This is a genomic window from Clostridium sp. UMB9555A (assembly GCF_030222355.1).
GTDB lineage: Bacteria > Bacillota > Clostridia > Clostridiales > Clostridiaceae > Sarcina > Sarcina perfringens.
The window spans coordinates 245,349-262,776 of the sequence record NZ_JASORQ010000001.1 but is presented as its reverse complement, the minus strand read 5'-3'; the positions used below and the strand labels follow the sequence as shown (position 1 = coordinate 262,776).

Below are 17,428 nucleotides of genomic sequence, written 5' to 3'. Positions count from 1 at the left end.
TATAGTTTAAATTTCTTTAAATATCTTGAAATAACACCTAAATATTATATCATAGAGATTTTTTCTCTTCAACTTGGCTCTTTTCTATAGTTAAAGCTTACTCATCAAAACTTTCATAAAGTCTATTTCCTTCTTTAAAATAAACTCCTTCTAAATCAGTACTCATTATAGCCTTTCCATTTGTTGCTTCTGTAAAGCTTTTTTCTATTTCCTCTATCATAGTTTTTTCTGCTAATATATATATCTTAACATTATCAGTAAACTCTGTATCCTCTATGTGCCAATTATTTTGACCGCATATATATTGAATTTTTCCATAAAGATCATAATCTATTTCTGTACAAAGCATTGCTCCTTCTACTTTTTCTACAATACCTGCTGCACTTATAGCTATGGCTGCCCCTTTAGTATAGGCTCTAGTAAGTCCCCCTGTACCTAATAATATTCCTCCAAAATATCTTGTTACCACTACTGCACAATCTGTTATTCCTTGTTTTTTTATTACCTCTAATATTGGAATACCTGCTGTCCCCTGTGGCTCACCATTATCACTATATCTTTGTATTCCCATATTTTGTCCTATAACATAGGCATAGCAATTATGTCTTGCATCCTTATGTTTATTATTTATTTCTGCTACAAACTCTTTAGCCTCTTCCTCTGTTGTAACTCTTTTAACATAGCCTATAAAAACTGATTTTTTCTCCTCAAATCTATCATCAGCTGCTTTTTTTACCGTTATATAATTCATAATATCTACCTACCTTTTAATACATCGTATATATTATCTATTCCTTTTTCTATCTTACTATAATCTATTTGGGAAAATCCAATTCTAAAGCTTTTATCTCCATCATTAGGATTTTTAAAGAATATGCTTCCTGGAGTAATTATAGTTTGTCTATCTTTCAGTTCATAAAATAACTTTTTAGAAGTTATGTCTATGTTTTTATTTATGTTTAAGAATAAATTAAGTCCGCCCTTAGGCTCTCTATAAGAAACCATATCTCCTAATTTATTATCTATAAGTTCTTTTATAAAATTATATCTTTTTGAATATTCCTCATTTAATCTTTCTATATGCTCTTTCCAATATCCCTTTGCAATATAATCTTGAAGAGCTCTTTGCATTAAACTTGAGGTAGCTATATCTGTATTAAACTTTAAAGCTTGAAATTCCTCTTTAAATTTATCTGGTGCTATTAAATATCCCATTCTTATACCTGGTAGAAATATTTTAGAGAAACTTTTTATATATATAACTCTTTCAGAATCTAAACTTCTATATGGTATATACTCTAAATCATTAGAATAAACTAATTCTGAAAGATAATCATCTTCTAATATGTAAAAATCATATTTATGTGCTAGCTCTATTATTTTTTTCTTTTTTTCTAAAGAACAACTTATACCTGTAGGGTTCTGAAAGTAACTCATAGTATAAAAACACTTTATTTTATTTCTCTTTAATAAATTCTCAAACTTTTCAATATTAGGACCATCCTTCTCCATTTGAATTTCTAATATATTTGCTCTTCTAAGCTTAAATACTAAAAGTGCTCCCCCATAAGTTGGCCTTTCTATTACAATATTATCATTTATATTTACTAAGGACTTACCTACAATATCAATACCTTGCTGCGCTCCAGAAATTATAAGTATATTATCTAAATTATTTTTTCCATTCCAAAACTCTTCATTTATACTTCTTCTTAATTCTAGATATCCTAAAGGATCACTATACATTAGTGCCTCTACACCATCTCTAACTAATACATTGTCTAAAACTTTCTTAAGCTTTTCTACTTGGAAGAAGTTTGCACTAGTAGTTTCCCCAGTGAAGTCTATCCAATTCTTCAAATCTCCGGAGGCTATTTTTCTAAATAAATCATTATAATCATGCTTAAAACTTTTTCCTACATCCTTATTTTTAGCATAAGTTCCACTTCCTTGAGCTTGATATGCATATCCTTCTTGTACAAGCTTTTTATAAGCATTAATAATAGTTACCTTATTAACTTCTAAAAAATCTGCTAGTTCTCTTATAGTTGGTAACTTTTCTCCCTCTGATATTTTCCCATTTTCAATTAAACTTTTAATATTATCGTATATTATTAAGTATTTACATAAACCCTCTTTAAAAACCACACTAAATTTATTCATCTCTTACACCTTATTTAAATATTATCTTTTATTAAATATACTTTTTCTGTTGTAAGCTTTTGTCCACAGGGTGAGAATTTCTCTCTTCCACTTTTCTTAACTATATTTTTCTTATAAAGATATCCTAATAATTCCTCAAAATCTATTTTAAACCCTTGGAATTCTTCTGATTTTTTTATTTCTTCTGAGCTTAAATAATCCTTTTGTTTTTTCATAAAATCAACTAAAGCTCTTATTATTCCTCTAATATTTCTCTCTAAGAAGCTTTCAATATAAAAATGTACATATTCTAAAGCCTGTTTATCTGCTGCTTTGAATATTCCATTAACCATTTTCTCAAAGTTTTCATCTAATTTCATAAGCATACCAGTAGAGCTTTTTGTTATTAAATATCCATTAAAATTTAAATATAGCCTACTAAAACTATCTACTGAATACATAAGAGCCTCAAAGGCAGCGTAGAAATGTTCATTATGAATACATTTTTTATATAAATTCATATCCTGTAAAAGCTCACTTAAATAAACAAGATTCCACTTTTCACTATGAGCATCTGTATAATATTTTATTGAAGTAAATTTATCTGATATTTCTTGATCCTTGCAAAAAATTAATTTTGAAGATATAAATTTTCTATGTATTGTGCTACCTGTTATTTCTTCTTGACAGAAATTAACTAAAAACTTTTTAGATACTATTTTTAAATGTAAAGATACACCAAGCTCCTCACCATAAACATCCTTTACCCCTTTAAAGTCTCCATTTACAATAACAAATAAATCTATATCTGACCCTTCCCATATATCTCCGTTTATTATACTTCCAAATGCCGTAACTCCAATAACATCATCATTCTTTTGAAGGTCATTTATAACTGATTTAAAAGAATTTTGATATTTCAATATTATTTCACTCAAATTTTTTTCCTCCTTAATAACTCCTATTCATTAATTAAATAATATCTATAAACAATTCCCTTTTTCCACCAAAACTTTTAAAGACTCTTTCAATAAACAAATTCCAACTTCCATCTGTTCTAACATGTCATAAGAAATATCTAAAGCTTTTTTTCCTTCTCCTTTTTTTCCATAGGTATTAGATTGATAAAGGTTAGCTGCTGCCGCTGTATTTTGTATTGCAAAACTTAGAAAATAAATAATGTCCAAAGCTGGCTTAACTACCCTATCATAATACATTTTATATTCGTCACCTATATTTAATGTAGCTACACTTGCTTGAATAGTAGCTGCTTTTAATAAAATATCCTGTAATTGAGTATATGCCTTATTAAAATCATCTGCACATACATTATTACTCTCATTATCACTTGCAGCTGCTTGAGCTGTAAAAATATCTTCCTGCCTATTAGAGCTTCCTGACCTTTCTCTACGACCTCTTATATTTCCACGATCTAAAGTATCAGTAGTTTCCATGATTCACATCCTAAAAATTAGTATCATTATTATTATACTTATATATATTATAATTTATGATGTGAAAAATGTAATAATAAAAGCTAAATTCTTACTGAATTTAGCTTTTACTCATGGATTTAATCATCGTATTATAACTCATACTCTCTACATTTATTTTCTACTTCTTCATCCACTTCTGCCTTTATATAAGTTCCCTCTTCTCTATATTCTTCTTCACTTACATTAGCATTTCTATGAAGATAAGCTACAACTTGTTGATCTGTATAAGGAATGATATATTCCTTACTTTTTAATGTGTATGGTAACTCTTCACTTATTGCTTTTAATAACTCATCTAAGTTTATTCTTTCCCTAGCAGAAATTTTTACTACTTTATTATATATTGAAGAATATTTTGCTTCTAATTCATTTAGTTTTTCTTCATCAGCCTTATCAATTTTATTAAGAACTAATATTTTTGCTGATTCTAAGGCTTTTAATTCACCTAAAACTTTTTCTACAGCTATAATTTCTTCCTGTGCATTATCTGAAGAAGCATCTACAACATGGCATAAAAGATCTGAGTATATAACTTCTTCTAAAGTTGACTTAAAAGCTTCAACTAATTCATGAGGAAGTTTGCTTACAAATCCAACTGTATCTGTTAATGTTATGTCCCTATTATCAGGAAGTTTTATAGCCCTTGTTGTAGTATCTAAAGTTGCAAAAAGCATATCTGCTTCAAAAACCTTATCCTTAGCTTGAGTAGCTAAAGTTGAAGCTGATTCTGCACATAAAGTATTTCTTAAAGTAGATTTTCCTGCGTTAGTATATCCAACTAAGGAAACCTGTGAAGTTTTATCCTTACTTCTTCTCTCTCTTTGAGTTTCTCTTATCTTCTTTATCTTTTTAAGCTCAGCTTGAAGATCGTATATTCTTTCTCTTATATGTCTTCTATCTATTTCAAGTTTCTTTTCCCCTGGTCCTCTTGTTCCTATTCCACCACCAGTTCTAGACATAACAGTTCCAAGTCCCATAAGTCTAGCGGCTCTATACTTAAGTTGAGCAAGTTCTACTTGAATTTTAGCTTCTCTTGTCTTAGCTCTTCTTGAGAATATTTCTAAAATAAGAGTGGTTCTATCAATTACCTTAACTCCTAAGTTAGCTTCAAGATTCTTAACTTGAGCTCCTGATAATTCATCATCAAAAATCACTAAGTTAGCTCTTGTTAATTGTCTTATGTTAGCAATTTCTAAAACCTTACCTCTTCCTATATAAAAAGAAGCATCTATTTTACTTCTGTTTTGAAATACCTTTTCTAATGTAGGAATATCACAAGCCTTAGCAAGTTCCTCTAACTCATCTAAGCTTTCTCTTGTATCACATCCTACTAAAATGGCTCTTTCACTATCATCTTCCTCAACATTACTTGTTTTAATGACTTCTTCAACATGATTAATCTTATCTAAAATATTTATTTGTAAGCACTTATCTATAGTTAAATGAGGAGCCTCTTCACTTATAAGAATCTCATTTTCTACATAGCAAAATCCTAAAGAAGCATCCTTAGCCTTGCCTTCCTCTACAGCTATGGCCATTATTGTATCAAGCTTTAATTTCATAAGGGCAGATATATCTAAAGCAGAAAGTCTAGAAACCCCACTTGGATGAGTATGTATTATTCTAACCCCAGATAATCTTTTTTCGTGTATATCTATTAGTGGAATCTCTACACTTGAAGAATCTCCTATAGCTACACTAATTACCTTTCCTTTTCTATTTATTCCTACACTAATTTCTCTTTCTATTTGAGAAGATAATCTAGAAATAATATTTATCATATCCTCTGTACAAACACTATACTTTGGCACATTTATTTTATAAAGTTCTTCTAATTCTTTTAGCACTGAATTTCTTATTCCATCAGTATTTCCATGTATCATATATTACCACCTCGTGATATTCATTATGTTTCTTGACAATTTTCATTTAATTTTATACTATAAATACAATATTGTAAATAATACGGAATAGTTAGGGGAGAAAATAATGGAAGATAAGAACAGAAATATACTACTTTCTGAAGAGCAAATTAAAGAACAAATATCTATTGTAGGCAAAAAATTAACTGAAGATTACAAAGATAAAAACCTTTATGTTTTATCTTTATTAAGAGGAAGTTTCATATTTGCAGCTGATTTAGTTAGAGCAATAGATACTAAAGCTCAAATAGGATTTATGACTACTTCAAGTTATGGCCATGGTGAAGAAAGTACTGGTATAGTTAAAGTTGTAAATGATATTCCTGATAATATTGAAGGCTTAGATGTCTTAATCGTTGATGATATCATAGATTCAGGTATAACAATGGATTTTGTTATAAATCATGTTAAATCACTAGGAGCTAAATCAGTTAAAACTTGCACTCTTTTAGACAAACCTTCTAGAAGAAAAATTGATTTAAAACCAGACTATTGTTGTTTTGAAATAGAGGACTTATTCGTTGTTGGTTACGGATTAAACTATGGTGATCATTATAGAAATATCCCTTACATATTTAACTGGGAAAAATAATTAAAAGGAGGAAGTTCCTCCTTTTTTAATGCCCTAATTTGTATCTTCTGTACTTTCTTTATTAATACCTTGTAGCATATTTCCACCCCACATGCTATTTGGAACTTCTCCAACTATGACAGTATCTGAGATTGGAATTTGATTTACCACTTCAACCTCTTTTGATTGAAGTGGTAATATTATTTTAAGATTAGTTTTTACATTAACTAAAATTTTATGCCTTGTTTGATTTATTCCTGCACTTTCAAAAACAGAATCATAAGTAACTACTACTCTTCCTATAGGCTCCATTTTAACAGTTATACTAGGTCCCCAATAAGACATTATATTATTCTTTGTTATATATCCAATTGGCATCTTTACACCTATGGATCCAACTTCCTTTATATCCCTCTGTGATTTTATAGCAACCTCTGTGGCTAACTCATTTAATTTTATAGTATCAGCATTAATCATTTTTATTGCCCCAGATGAATCTTTTTGAACCTTTATTACATCATTATAATTAAATTTTTCTGTATAAACCTCAGCAATATTAGTATTTATAATATCTAAAGTTTTAGCTTGCATTTCTGAATCTGAAACAAGTAAAACTGTAGGTGCAATTATTTTATCAAATGCATATATGAAAATTAAAAAACAGGCAATAATCATTAATAAAGTAATTATTAAATATTTTTTAAAATCTATATTTCTACGTTTATTTTTATTTACATAATACAAAGACTACACCTCTTATAATTTGGTTTACTCTTAATATTATTATGCTATAATATAATATAATATTTCTTTAAATGTATAATAATATAATTATGTAGTTTTTTAGAAATAGAAAGTTTTATTATGATAGGAGGAAAAAATGACTGAAAGAAAAAGAGAGCATAAAAATAGAAAGCAGAAGAAAAACTCACATAAAAATCAATCGAAAGCAACAAATTTTTTGAAATGGTTCTTTATAGGAATTCTGCTTCTAGGGATAACTGCCGTAACAGTAGTTGGAGTTTACGTTCTTTCTATTATACGTTCTTCTCCAGACTTAGATGTTCAGGCAATTCAATCTCTAAATCAGCCATCCATTCTTTACGATGATCAGGGAAACTTTATGGATAATGTTATAACTCGTGAACAACGTTATGTAGTTAAATCTGAAGAAATCCCTGATAACTTAAAAAAAGCTTTTGTAGCTATTGAAGACGAAAGATTTTATGAGCATAAAGGAATAGACATTAAAAGAGTTTTTGGGGTAATAGCTTCTAATATTAAAGGAAAACTTTCAGGAAGTAATATGGTTCAAGGTGCTTCAACTATAACTCAGCAACTTATAAAAAATGCCGTACTTACCAATGAATTCAGTTATGAAAGAAAAATTAAAGAAATGTACTTAGCTTTAGAATTAGAAAAGCACCTTTCAAAAGATGAAATCCTTACTACGTATTTAAATACAATTCCTATGGGCGGATACCAATATGGGGTTAGCGCAGCTGCCCAAAGATTTTTTAGTAAGAATCTTTCAGAGTTGAATTTAGTTGAATGTGCTTATTTAGGAGGGCTTACTCAAGCACCAACTTCTTATGATGGTCTTTCAGAAGCAAATAAAGAAAATCCAAGTAGATATTTAAATAGAACTAAATCTGTGCTATTTAAAATGCATGAACTTGGATATATTTCAAGTGAACAATATAATGACGCAATAAATGAAATTGACACAAATGGTATAAAATTCACACCAAATAATAAATTAAGTAAAACTAACTTCGAGTGGTTCACAAGACCTGCTATAACTCAAGTTAAACAAGACTTAATGGATAAATATAAATATACTCAAGAGGAAGTTGATAAACTTATAGCTAATGGTGGATTAAAAATCTATACTTCTATGAATAGAGATCTTCAAAACAATGTTCAAAAAGTTTTAGATGATCCAAATAACTATAAAGCTATAACTAATAATCCTAATGAAAAAAATGAAGATGGTGTTTATAAATTACAATCATCTGCCACAATAATAGACTATAAAACAGGCCATGTTAAAGCTTTAGTTGGAGGAAGAGGGGAACAACCAGCAATGTCTCATAATAGAGCTTATTATGATTTAAAATCTATAGGTTCTGCAACAAAGCCATTAACAGTTTATGGTCCTGCTATTGATTTAGGACTTGGTGGAGCTGGCTCTGTGGTAAATGATTCTCCATTAAGTAATAAAGAGTTATCTTCTACAGGATATAAAGATCAACCTAAGAATGAATACAATAGTTATAGAGGACCTTTAACTTTTAGAGAAGCAATTAAAATTTCTAGTAACTTAGCAGCCATAAAAGTTGCTAACGAAGTAGGTACTTCAAACTCTATAGCTTATGGAGAAAAATTAGGTCTTGTTTATGGACCTCATTCTAGGGGAATTTCCACAACAGCATTAGGTCAATTCCAAAATGACCCTAACAACCCTGATGGAGGAAATACTTATACTCTAGCTTCAGCTTTTGGTGTTTTTGGTAATAATGGTATTAAAACAAATGCTAAATTATATACAAAGGTATTAGATTCTCATGGAAATGTAATTCTTGATACAAGTACTCCAGAAGAGACTAAAATATTTAGTCCTCAAGCTTCTTATATAGTTTATGATATGCTTAAGGATCAAGTAGAAAGTGGATCTGCAAAACCTGCTAAATTCGGTAATATCCCTGTGGCTGGTAAAACAGGAACTACTACTGGAGATAAAGACTATTTATTTGCAGGATTAACTCCATATTATTCTGCAGCTATTTGGATTGGATATGATAAGCCTAGAGAAATGAGAACTAGTAGTGGTACTGTTACCTCACCTATTTTCGGAAAAATAATGGGCTTAGCTCATAAAGACTTACAATACAAAGAGGTTGAACAACCTAGTGGAATAAGCAAGATTGCAGTATGTATGGATTCTGGACTTAAACCTACTTCCCTTTGTACTCAAGATCCTAGAGGTAGTAGAGTTTATTATGATTGGTTTATTAATGGTTCTGCTCCTACTCAATATTGTAATTATCATACAAAATCACATAATCCTGAACCTAATCCAAATACTAATAATAGTTCTGGAGTAAATGAAGGAAATAAACAACAAGAAAATAAAACTGAAGAAGTTAAACCTAACGAAAATAATAATAAACCAAATGAACAAAATCCAAATACTAAACCTGATAATACACCAGGCAATGGTAATAATACTACTAATAATAACGGAGGTGAAAATGTAACTCCACCTCAAAATCAAACAGAAAACAATACAAATAATGGAGTTATTACTCCACCTCAAGCTGGAAATAATCAAAATCAAAATGGTCAAAACAGCACCATTACGCAATAGAAAGAAGCTTTTCTTGCATTTTGACCTTATACAAAACAAAGCCACTATGAATTTTTTATTTCATAGTGGCTTTATTATTGATAATTAGCACTCTATAGCTATGTAATACACTACTCTTCACTAATACACCCCATTTACTTTTTATTCACATTTCACTTCTATGTTTTTCATTCAAATATCGCACATATGAATAAAACAATATTAGTTCTTGCATTTTTTTGTTATTCATATTAAAATTAAATATAAAGTGTGACGCAAAAAAATAAAAAACTTATCAACAGGAGGAGGAATTTATGGAAATACTTAATAACTTAGTAGTTAGTTTTAATGATTTTCTTTGGGGCTACATATTAATTATTTTATTAATAGGTGCAGGCCTTCTATTTTCTTTTAGAACTAAATTTGTTCAATTTAGATACATAAAAGAAATGTTCCGTTTATTAGGAGACGGTATAGGAAAGTCAAATAAAGAAAAAGGCGGAGTTTCTTCATTTCAGGCATTTTGTATAAGTACAGCTTCAAGAGTTGGTACTGGTAATATAGCAGGTGTTGCCATAGCCGTAGCTGTTGGTGGACCTGGGGCTGTTTTTTGGATGTGGCTTATAGCCTTAATAGGTTCTGCGTCTAGTTTCGTAGAAAGTACATTAGCTCAAATATATAAAACTAAGGATAAAGATTCTTTTAGAGGTGGTCCTGCCTATTACATGGAAAAAGGACTTGGAAAGAGATGGTTAGGAATTATATTCTCAATTCTTATTACAATCTGTTTTGGATTCGTATTTAATGCAGTTCAAGCTAACACAGTAAGTGTTGCATTCAATAGTGCTTTCGGACTTTCAAGAGGGGCCATTGGTATAATATTAGCAATAGTAACTGCTTTAGTTATCTTCGGTGGTATTCACAGAGTTGCTAAGGTTTCAGAAATAATAGTTCCAATTTTAGCGGTTCTTTATATTCTTATTGCTATTATAGTTTTAATTTTAAATATTACTGAAATTCCATCAGTTTTCAAACTTATATTTGAATCAGCCTTTGGAATAAAACAATTAACTGCTGGTGGACTTGGTGCCGCTGTTATGCAGGGTATTAAAAGAGGTTTATTCTCAAATGAAGCTGGTATGGGTAGTGCACCAAATGCAGCTGCTACAGCAGATGTTACTCACCCAGTAAAACAAGGTTTAATTCAAACTTTAGGAGTATTTACTGATACATTATTAATTTGTTCTTGTACAGCATTCATAATACTTCTTTCAGGTCAATACGCTGATAGTTCACTAACAGGTATAGAATTAACTCAAAAAGCTCTTGTATCTCAAATAGGACCTTTCGGAGCTTATTTCATAGCAATTTGTATATTATTATTTGCTTTTAGTTCTATTGTAGGTAACTTCTATTACGGTCAAACAAACATAGAGTTTATACATACTAATAAAGTATTATTAAATATATACAGAATACTTGTTATAGGTATGGTACTATTTGGTTCAATAGCAAAAGTAGATTTAGTTTGGAATTTAGCGGATCTTTTCATGGGATTAATGGCTATATTAAATATAATAACCATATTATTCCTTGGTAAATATTCTTTCCTTGCACTTAAGGACTATACAGCTCAAAAGAAAGCGGGAATTAAAGAGCCAGTATTTAAAGCATCTTCTATTCCTGGATTAGAGAATGTAGAAGAATGGCAATAATAAAAAAGCTTTGAGATTTTTTTCTCAAAGCTTTTTTATATTAATCTTTCAAATATAACTTTTTTCTCAACACTCAAATCCTTAGGATTTATTGTTATTTTAAAAATTGGAGGGCATCCTTCTTCTCTCCATTTCTTCATATAAGCTGGTGTAGCTTTATAATTATAATAATAAACTTCTTCATATTCATCTGAAAACTCTAAAAATTCAAGTCTACTATCTTCACTTAAACTTATTAATTCTTTATGAACATTATTTATTATTGGCCAAAAATATTTCATTGGTATATTATATTTAAACTCATCTTTTACTACTCTACTCTCAAATAAAGCTCTTTTTAATATCCTATTATCTTTATGACACTCATCTATATTTGCTCTAAATATAACTTTTCCTCTTTTGTTTTCATCTAATTTTATGTTTATCATATAATAAACAACTCCTATTCATAATACTATAAAATATAGCATCAAATCTAAATCTATAAATCAAATCTATTTAATACAGATTCTCCAAATAACTTTTTAATTATGTATTTTATTCCTTCTATTTCACAGGATTTTTTCTTAACCATTATAAGTCTTCCATTATCAATAATATCTTCATCAGAATAAGATGTTAATGCGATTTCTTCCTTTATGAATTCAACCCATTCCTTAGAATAATAAGCTTTTAGTCCTCTCAAAAACTTATTTTTTATAAATGGAATTATACTATTTCCTAGAACACAAACAGTTTCACATCCATTGATATTATCTAAAAGTTTTTCAAAGTCATCATTTTCATAGAACTTATTGCTCTTACTTCCTGGAACAATTATAACATCTAAATCTACTTCCTCTATAGATTTTATATTTTCAAACTTTATATCATACATTCCATCTTTTATTATATTATTTTTTGTCCCTATTAATTCCACTGAAATTATTTCTTTATCTAATGATTTATTTATATCATGAAAAATTTCTAAGAAAGATATTACTGTGCTTACGACCATCTTATCATAAATAAATATTCCAAATTTTCTCTCTTTTAAGTCTTTGATTTGACTATTAAAATCATCCTTAGATAATCTATATGAATATCCATCTTTATTCTTATACATAATCTTGAAACCAATTCTTTCAAGTCTTTCTCTGTTCTCATCTAACGAAACCGTATCTAGCATATATAAGCCACCAAATTCATTGAAAAAGCATTCTAAGATAAGATGTACCGCTTCACTTCCATAACCTTTTCCCCTATGTGAGCTTTCTATCCTAACATTTAACCTAGCAGTTTTAGTTATAGAGTCATATCCATGAAAGCTTGCTTCACCCACTGGATTATCATTATAATCAAAAACCAAGCAATATAGATTTCTTCCATCTGTAGGACTCACCATCTTTTTATAAAAACTATCCCACTTATACCTAGGAAAAGATATTATTTTGCCTACATCAGTCATACTCTCCATATCTCCCCATAGCTTTTCAGTATACCTTAGTTCTTCTAAATATGGTGTTCTTATATAAACTTTTCTTCCCTCTCTCCTATAACAGTTTCTTTTTTGTATCACATTACCACACCAATCATTTATTAATTCAAGAGTATTTTATCATAAATTACCACAAACTGTGAAATTTTTTATACATTATTTATTAATTGTTATTTTATTGTTTAGTTATACTAAATTTAATAATAGATTAGCCTAAACTCCATAACATTTTTTTCCTTCTAAAGTTGCTAAATCACTATTTTAAGGTAACATTTAAATATTAATATATTTTTTTAACTTTTTATTGATTTTTATTTTAAAAGTATTTATAATTATTTATGTTTGTTTAGTAATTTTAAACTTAAAGTTTAGTAAAACTTATAGTAATGAAATTGAGGTGTAAAACTTGGAAATAGGAGATAAAATTAGACGTCTCAGAGTGGCCAAACAGTTGACTCAAGAAGAATTAGCAAATAGATGTGAATTATCTAAAGGATTTATTTCTCAGCTTGAGAATGACCTTACTTCTCCATCTATAGCTACATTAATAGATATATTAGATATATTAGGAACTAATTTAACGGAATTCTTTAGTGAAGATACTAATGAAAAGATAGCCTTCTCTAAGGATGATATGTTTGAAACTGAAAATGAAGAATTAAAATATAACCTTATGTGGTTAGTTCCAAATGCTCAAAAGAATGATATGGAACCTATAATGATAACTCTTGAACCTGGAGGACAATATATTGAAGAAGAGCCTCATGAGGGTGAGGAATTTGGGTATGTCCTATCTGGAGCAATATATCTTCATCTAGGAGACAAAAAAGTAAAAGTAAGAAAAGGCGAGAGTTTCTACTTTAAGCCCAAGGCTAATCATTATATTTCTAATGCAGGAAAGATTTCTGCAAAGGTTATATGGATAAGTACTCCACCATCATTTTAGTATAAACATTTAGAAAGCAGAGGTGTTAGATTTGAAAGATAATAATATTATTGAATTAAAAGGAATAACTAAATCATATGGAAAAGATACAATTTTAGATAATCTTTCCCTAAATATAAAAAAGAATGAATTCCTAACTCTTTTAGGACCTAGTGGATGTGGTAAAACAACCACTTTAAAAATTATAGCTGGCTTTGAAACGGCAGATAGTGGCCAGGTGGTCTTTGAAAATAATATTATTAACGATATACCACCTTACGAAAGACAATTAAATACTGTATTCCAAAAATATGCTCTATTCCCTCATATGAATGTATATGAAAATATAGCTTTTGGATTAAAACTTAAAAAAATGCCTAAAGATGTTATAGATCAAAAGGTTAAGGAAATGCTTAAGTTAGTTGCCCTTGAAGGATATGAAAACAGAGATATTGAAGCCCTTAGTGGTGGTCAACAACAAAGGGTTGCCATAGCTAGAGCTTTAGTAAATGAACCAAAGGTACTTTTATTAGATGAACCTTTAGGTGCATTAGATATGAAACTTAGAAAAGGAATGCAAATAGAACTTAAGAGAATTCAACAAAAATTAGGAATTACATTTATATTTGTAACTCATGATCAAGAAGAAGCTTTAACAATGTCAGATACAATAGTTGTTATGAATAAAGGTGAAATTCAACAAATGGGAAGCCCAGAAGATATATATAATGAACCTGCTAACTCATTTGTAGCAAAATTCATCGGTGAAAGTAATATAGTTGATGGAATTATGTTAGATGACTTTAAGGTTGAATTTGGTGGAAGAATATTTGACTGTGTTGATAAAGGTTTTGAAAAGAACGAAGCTATTGAAGTTGTAATAAGACCTGAGGATTTTGAAATGGTTAAATATGAAAATGGTATGCTAAAAGGAACTGTTACTTCAGTTATATTTAAAGGTGTTCACTATGAAATAGAAGTAAAGGATGAAAACCACACTTGGATACTACACAATACAAAACATGCTGAAATAGGATCTAAAATAGGATTATCTCTTGATCCAGAAAGCATACACATAATGAAAAAAGAGAGTGATGTTTAAAGATGAAAAATAGAAATAAAAATTTATCATTTGCAGCTTATCCATATGTTGTATGGAGTGCTATATTCATAGTTATCCCTTTACTTTTAATAGTTTTCTTTAGTTTTACAAGTAAAGTTGATGGAAGATTTGTTTTCTCTTTTGAAAACTTCCAAAGATTATTTGAGCCAATATATTTTACTGTTTTTATACGTTCTATATGGCTTGCTGTTTTATCAACAGTTTTATGTTTAATTTTAGGTTATCCAATAGCTTATATAATTTCTAAATTACCTATAAAAAGAAGAAATATGTTAATACTTTTATTCATATTACCAATGTGGATGAACTTCTTACTTAGAACATATGCGTGGATGGCTATACTTGGTAGAGATGGACTTATTAATACTCTTTTAAGCTATATAGGAATAGGCCCAATTAAAATGCTATATACTGATGGAGCAATCTTACTTGGAATGGTATATAACTTCTTACCATTTATGGTTATACCAATATATACTGTACTTATAAAAATTGATAAAAACTTAGTTAATGCAGCTTATGACTTAGGTGCAAATAAAGCTCAAGCTTTTAGAAAAGTTATTTTACCACTTAGTATTCCTGGAATAATCTCTGGAATAACTATGGTATTTATGCCAGCTGTTTCAAACTTCGTAATTCCAAACCTTCTAGGTGGTGGAAAATACATGTTAGTTGGTAACCTTATAGAACAACAATTTACTACTATTGGTAACTGGAACTTCGGTTCTGCTTTATCAATCTTTATGATGATATTAATACTAATTTCAATGGCCTTTATGTCTAAATATGAAAAGAACGGAAAAGAAGGAGGTAAACAGCTATGGTAAAAAAGTTAGGTGATTTTATTTCTAAATTTTATTTAGCCTTAGTATTTATATTTTTATATGCACCAATAGTAACGCTTATGGTATTTTCATTTAACAAAACAAAATCTATGGCTGTTTGGGGTGGCTTTACTTTTGATTGGTATAGCTCTCTACTTGAAAATGATAGAATAATAGCAGCTCTTTATTATACAATTTTAATAGCGGTAATAGCCTCTGTTGTTGCTACAGTTATAGGTACTATAAGTGCTATAGGAATTAATAATATGAAAAAAGGTCCTAGAACCTTATTATTAAACGTAAACTATTTACCTGTATTAAACCCTGATATAGTTACAGGTATTTCATTAATGACTTTATTCGCTATTGGTGGAGTTTTATTTAATTTAAAACCTGGTTTTTGGACTATGCTTTTAGCGCACATAACATTTGATATTCCTTATGTTATATTATCTGTTTTACCTAAGCTAAGACAATTACCTCCAAATCTAACTGATGCAGCCTTAGATTTAGGGGCAAAACCATCTTACGCTTTAAGAAAGGTAGTAATTCCTCAAATAATGCCTGGTATAGCTGCAGGATTCTTAATAGCATTTACAATGTCAATAGATGACTTTGTTATAAGTTTCTTCACTACAGGTCCTGGTGTTTCTAACCTTTCTATAGAAATTTATTCTATGGCTAGAAGAGGTATTTCTCCAGAAATAAATGCTCTTTCAACATTAATGTTTATAGTTGTCTTAGCATTACTTCTTATTGCTAATAGAAAACAATCTTTAGTGAAGGGGGAACGTTAATATGAAATTAAAAAAATTTTTAGCATTAACTTGTTCAACACTTCTTTTATCATCTCTTTTTCTTGGTTGTGGGCCAAAAAAGGATGAGGAAGCTACTCAAGATAAAAACAGTAACGTTCTTTATGTTTACAACTGGGGAGATTACATAGATCCAGAACTACTTACTAAATTTAAAGAAGAAACTGGAATAGATGTTAAATACGATGTTTATGATACCAATGAAATAATGTATCAAAAACTTAATAGTGGTAATGTATCTTATGATATAGTAATTCCTTCTGATTACATGATAGAAAAAATGAAAGAAGAAGATATGTTAGCTAAGATAGATTATTCTAATATTCCTAATTATAAATATATAGGAGAACAATTTAAAAATTTAGCTTATGATCCAACTAATGAATACTCAGTACCATATATGTGGGGAACAGTTGGAATAATATATAATACAAAGAGAGTTAGTGATCCTGTAGATAGTTGGAATATCCTTTGGAATCCTAAATATAAGGATCAAGTTATAATGCCAGATAGTGTTAGAGATGCTATGGCTGTTGCAGAAAAAAAATTAGGATATTCATTAAATACCGAAAACTTAGATCAAATAGAAGCTGCTAAAAAGGAACTTATGACTCAAAAGAAAGATGGATTAATCTTAGCTTACATGGTTGACCAAGTTAAAGATGCCATGGTTGGTGGAGAGGCTTCCCTTGCTGTTGCTTGGTCTGGAGATGCTGTAACAATGATAGAGAGAAATCCCGATTTAGCTTATGCTATTCCTAAGGAAGGATCAAATAAATGGTTTGATGCCATAGCAATTCCTAAAAATGCAAAGCATAAAGAAAATGCTGAGAAGTTTATAAACTTCCTTTGCGATCCTGAAAATGCTGAGCAAAATGTAGAATATATAGGATACTCTACTCCAAACACAGCTGCATATGACCTTTTACCTGAGGATATAAGAGATGATAAAGTTGCATACCCAGATGAAGAGTCATTAAAAAATTGTGAGGTATTTATAGATTTACCTTCTAAAATACTTAGAAAATATGATGAAGCTTGGTTAGAAATTAAGTGTGTTTATTAAAAA

16 protein-coding genes are annotated in these 17,428 nt (G+C 29.3%); 8 read left to right on the top strand and 8 right to left on the bottom strand.

All coding sequences use genetic code 11. The features are described 5' to 3' along the window. Positions 1–97 precede the first annotated feature (97 nt). From QP548_RS01165 to hflX, 5 genes are all read right to left on the bottom strand, one after another. Positions 98–751: a YigZ family protein gene (locus tag QP548_RS01165; RefSeq protein ID WP_061428934.1), complete on the bottom strand. Its 654-nt coding sequence runs from the start codon at positions 749–751 to the stop codon at positions 98–100. Positions 752–756: 5 nt separating this feature from the next. Then, positions 757–2,163 carry a PLP-dependent aminotransferase family protein gene (locus QP548_RS01160; RefSeq protein WP_061428935.1) on the bottom strand — a complete coding sequence of 469 codons (1,407 nt, stop codon included), beginning with the start codon at positions 2,161–2,163 and terminating at the stop codon, positions 757–759. A gap of 14 nt (positions 2,164–2,177) precedes the next feature. Next, a complete protein-coding gene (locus QP548_RS01155; RefSeq protein ID WP_061428936.1) occupies positions 2,178–3,080 on the bottom strand; it encodes a nucleotidyltransferase domain-containing protein in 903 nt (300 codons plus the stop codon). Between the two features lie 45 nt (positions 3,081–3,125). Beyond that, positions 3,126–3,596 (bottom strand): hypothetical protein, encoded by a 471-nt coding sequence (locus QP548_RS01150; protein ID WP_061428937.1) that lies wholly within the window; start codon positions 3,594–3,596, stop codon positions 3,126–3,128. Between the two features lie 131 nt (positions 3,597–3,727). Continuing rightward, a complete protein-coding gene (gene hflX / locus QP548_RS01145; protein WP_061428938.1) occupies positions 3,728–5,521 on the bottom strand; it encodes a GTPase HflX in 1,794 nt (597 codons plus the stop codon). A 106-nt stretch (positions 5,522–5,627) separates the two neighbouring features. Here hflX and hpt point away from each other — a divergent pair, with 106 nt between their 5' ends. After that, on the top strand, positions 5,628–6,152 hold the full coding sequence (gene hpt / locus QP548_RS01140; protein WP_061428939.1) for a hypoxanthine phosphoribosyltransferase: 525 nt from the start codon (positions 5,628–5,630) through the stop codon (positions 6,150–6,152). Between the two features lie 33 nt (positions 6,153–6,185). Here hpt and yunB read toward each other — a convergent pair whose 3' ends face one another. Continuing rightward, positions 6,186–6,875 carry a sporulation protein YunB gene (gene yunB / locus QP548_RS01135; protein WP_061428940.1) on the bottom strand — a complete coding sequence of 230 codons (690 nt, stop codon included), beginning with the start codon at positions 6,873–6,875 and terminating at the stop codon, positions 6,186–6,188. Positions 6,876–7,011: 136 nt separating this feature from the next. Between yunB and QP548_RS01130 the strand changes: the two genes are divergently transcribed. Together QP548_RS01130 and QP548_RS01125 are read left to right on the top strand one after the other, a co-directional pair. After that, positions 7,012–9,501 carry a transglycosylase domain-containing protein gene (locus QP548_RS01130; protein WP_061428941.1) on the top strand — a complete coding sequence of 830 codons (2,490 nt, stop codon included), beginning with the start codon at positions 7,012–7,014 and terminating at the stop codon, positions 9,499–9,501. A gap of 293 nt (positions 9,502–9,794) precedes the next feature. Then, positions 9,795–11,195: an alanine/glycine:cation symporter family protein gene (locus QP548_RS01125; RefSeq protein WP_061428942.1), complete on the top strand. Its 1,401-nt coding sequence runs from the start codon at positions 9,795–9,797 to the stop codon at positions 11,193–11,195. Positions 11,196–11,230: 35 nt separating this feature from the next. Here QP548_RS01125 and QP548_RS01120 read toward each other — a convergent pair whose 3' ends face one another. Together QP548_RS01120 and QP548_RS01115 are read right to left on the bottom strand one after the other, a co-directional pair. Then, on the bottom strand, positions 11,231–11,623 hold the full coding sequence (locus QP548_RS01120; RefSeq protein ID WP_061428943.1) for a hypothetical protein: 393 nt from the start codon (positions 11,621–11,623) through the stop codon (positions 11,231–11,233). Between the two features lie 53 nt (positions 11,624–11,676). Beyond that, on the bottom strand, positions 11,677–12,753 hold the full coding sequence (locus tag QP548_RS01115) for a GNAT family N-acetyltransferase (protein ID WP_061428944.1): 1,077 nt from the start codon (positions 12,751–12,753) through the stop codon (positions 11,677–11,679). A gap of 325 nt (positions 12,754–13,078) precedes the next feature. On the opposite strand from QP548_RS01115, the gene QP548_RS01110 reads away from it, so the two are divergent. From QP548_RS01110 to QP548_RS01090, 5 genes are read left to right on the top strand one after another with little or no spacing between them, the layout of a single operon-like run. Further along, positions 13,079–13,618, top strand: a complete 540-nt coding sequence (locus QP548_RS01110; protein WP_003451138.1) for a helix-turn-helix domain-containing protein — start codon at positions 13,079–13,081, stop codon at positions 13,616–13,618. 31 nt (positions 13,619–13,649) lie between these two features. Continuing rightward, positions 13,650–14,699, top strand: a complete 1,050-nt coding sequence (potA, locus tag QP548_RS01105; protein ID WP_003451084.1) for a spermidine/putrescine ABC transporter ATP-binding protein — start codon at positions 13,650–13,652, stop codon at positions 14,697–14,699. Positions 14,700–14,701: 2 nt separating this feature from the next. Beyond that, positions 14,702–15,547, top strand: coding sequence for an ABC transporter permease (locus tag QP548_RS01100; protein WP_061428945.1), 846 nt, complete (start codon positions 14,702–14,704; stop codon positions 15,545–15,547). After that, the gene (locus QP548_RS01095) at positions 15,541–16,341 is read left to right on the top strand and encodes an ABC transporter permease (RefSeq protein WP_061428946.1); all 801 of its coding nucleotides are present in this window, start codon (positions 15,541–15,543) and stop codon (positions 16,339–16,341) included. Before QP548_RS01100 ends, QP548_RS01095 begins: the two co-directional genes overlap by 7 nt. Position 16,342: 1 nt before the next feature. Next, entirely contained in the window at positions 16,343–17,425 is a 1,083-nt protein-coding gene (locus QP548_RS01090) for an ABC transporter substrate-binding protein (RefSeq protein ID WP_003451653.1), read from the top strand. Positions 17,426–17,428: the final 3 nt, after the last annotated feature.

What these genes read in the sequence shown, in the direction of transcription:
- QP548_RS01165 (WP_061428934.1), bottom strand. Translation starts at nt 751, where the DNA reads ATGAATTATATAACGGTAAAAAAAGCAGCTGATGATAGATTTGAGGAG.
- QP548_RS01160 (WP_061428935.1), bottom strand. Translation starts at nt 2,163, where the DNA reads ATGAATAAATTTAGTGTGGTTTTTAAAGAGGGTTTATGTAAATACTTA.
- QP548_RS01150 (WP_061428937.1), bottom strand. Translation starts at nt 3,596, where the DNA reads ATGGAAACTACTGATACTTTAGATCGTGGAAATATAAGAGGTCGTAGA.
- hflX (WP_061428938.1), bottom strand. Translation starts at nt 5,521, where the DNA reads ATGATACATGGAAATACTGATGGAATAAGAAATTCAGTGCTAAAAGAA.
- hpt (WP_061428939.1), top strand. Translation starts at nt 5,628, where the DNA reads ATGGAAGATAAGAACAGAAATATACTACTTTCTGAAGAGCAAATTAAA.
- QP548_RS01130 (WP_061428941.1), top strand. Translation starts at nt 7,012, where the DNA reads ATGACTGAAAGAAAAAGAGAGCATAAAAATAGAAAGCAGAAGAAAAAC.
- QP548_RS01125 (WP_061428942.1), top strand. Translation starts at nt 9,795, where the DNA reads ATGGAAATACTTAATAACTTAGTAGTTAGTTTTAATGATTTTCTTTGG.
- QP548_RS01120 (WP_061428943.1), bottom strand. Translation starts at nt 11,623, where the DNA reads ATGATAAACATAAAATTAGATGAAAACAAAAGAGGAAAAGTTATATTT.
- QP548_RS01100 (WP_061428945.1), top strand. Translation starts at nt 14,702, where the DNA reads ATGAAAAATAGAAATAAAAATTTATCATTTGCAGCTTATCCATATGTT.
- QP548_RS01095 (WP_061428946.1), top strand. Translation starts at nt 15,541, where the DNA reads ATGGTAAAAAAGTTAGGTGATTTTATTTCTAAATTTTATTTAGCCTTA.
- QP548_RS01090 (WP_003451653.1), top strand. Translation starts at nt 16,343, where the DNA reads ATGAAATTAAAAAAATTTTTAGCATTAACTTGTTCAACACTTCTTTTA.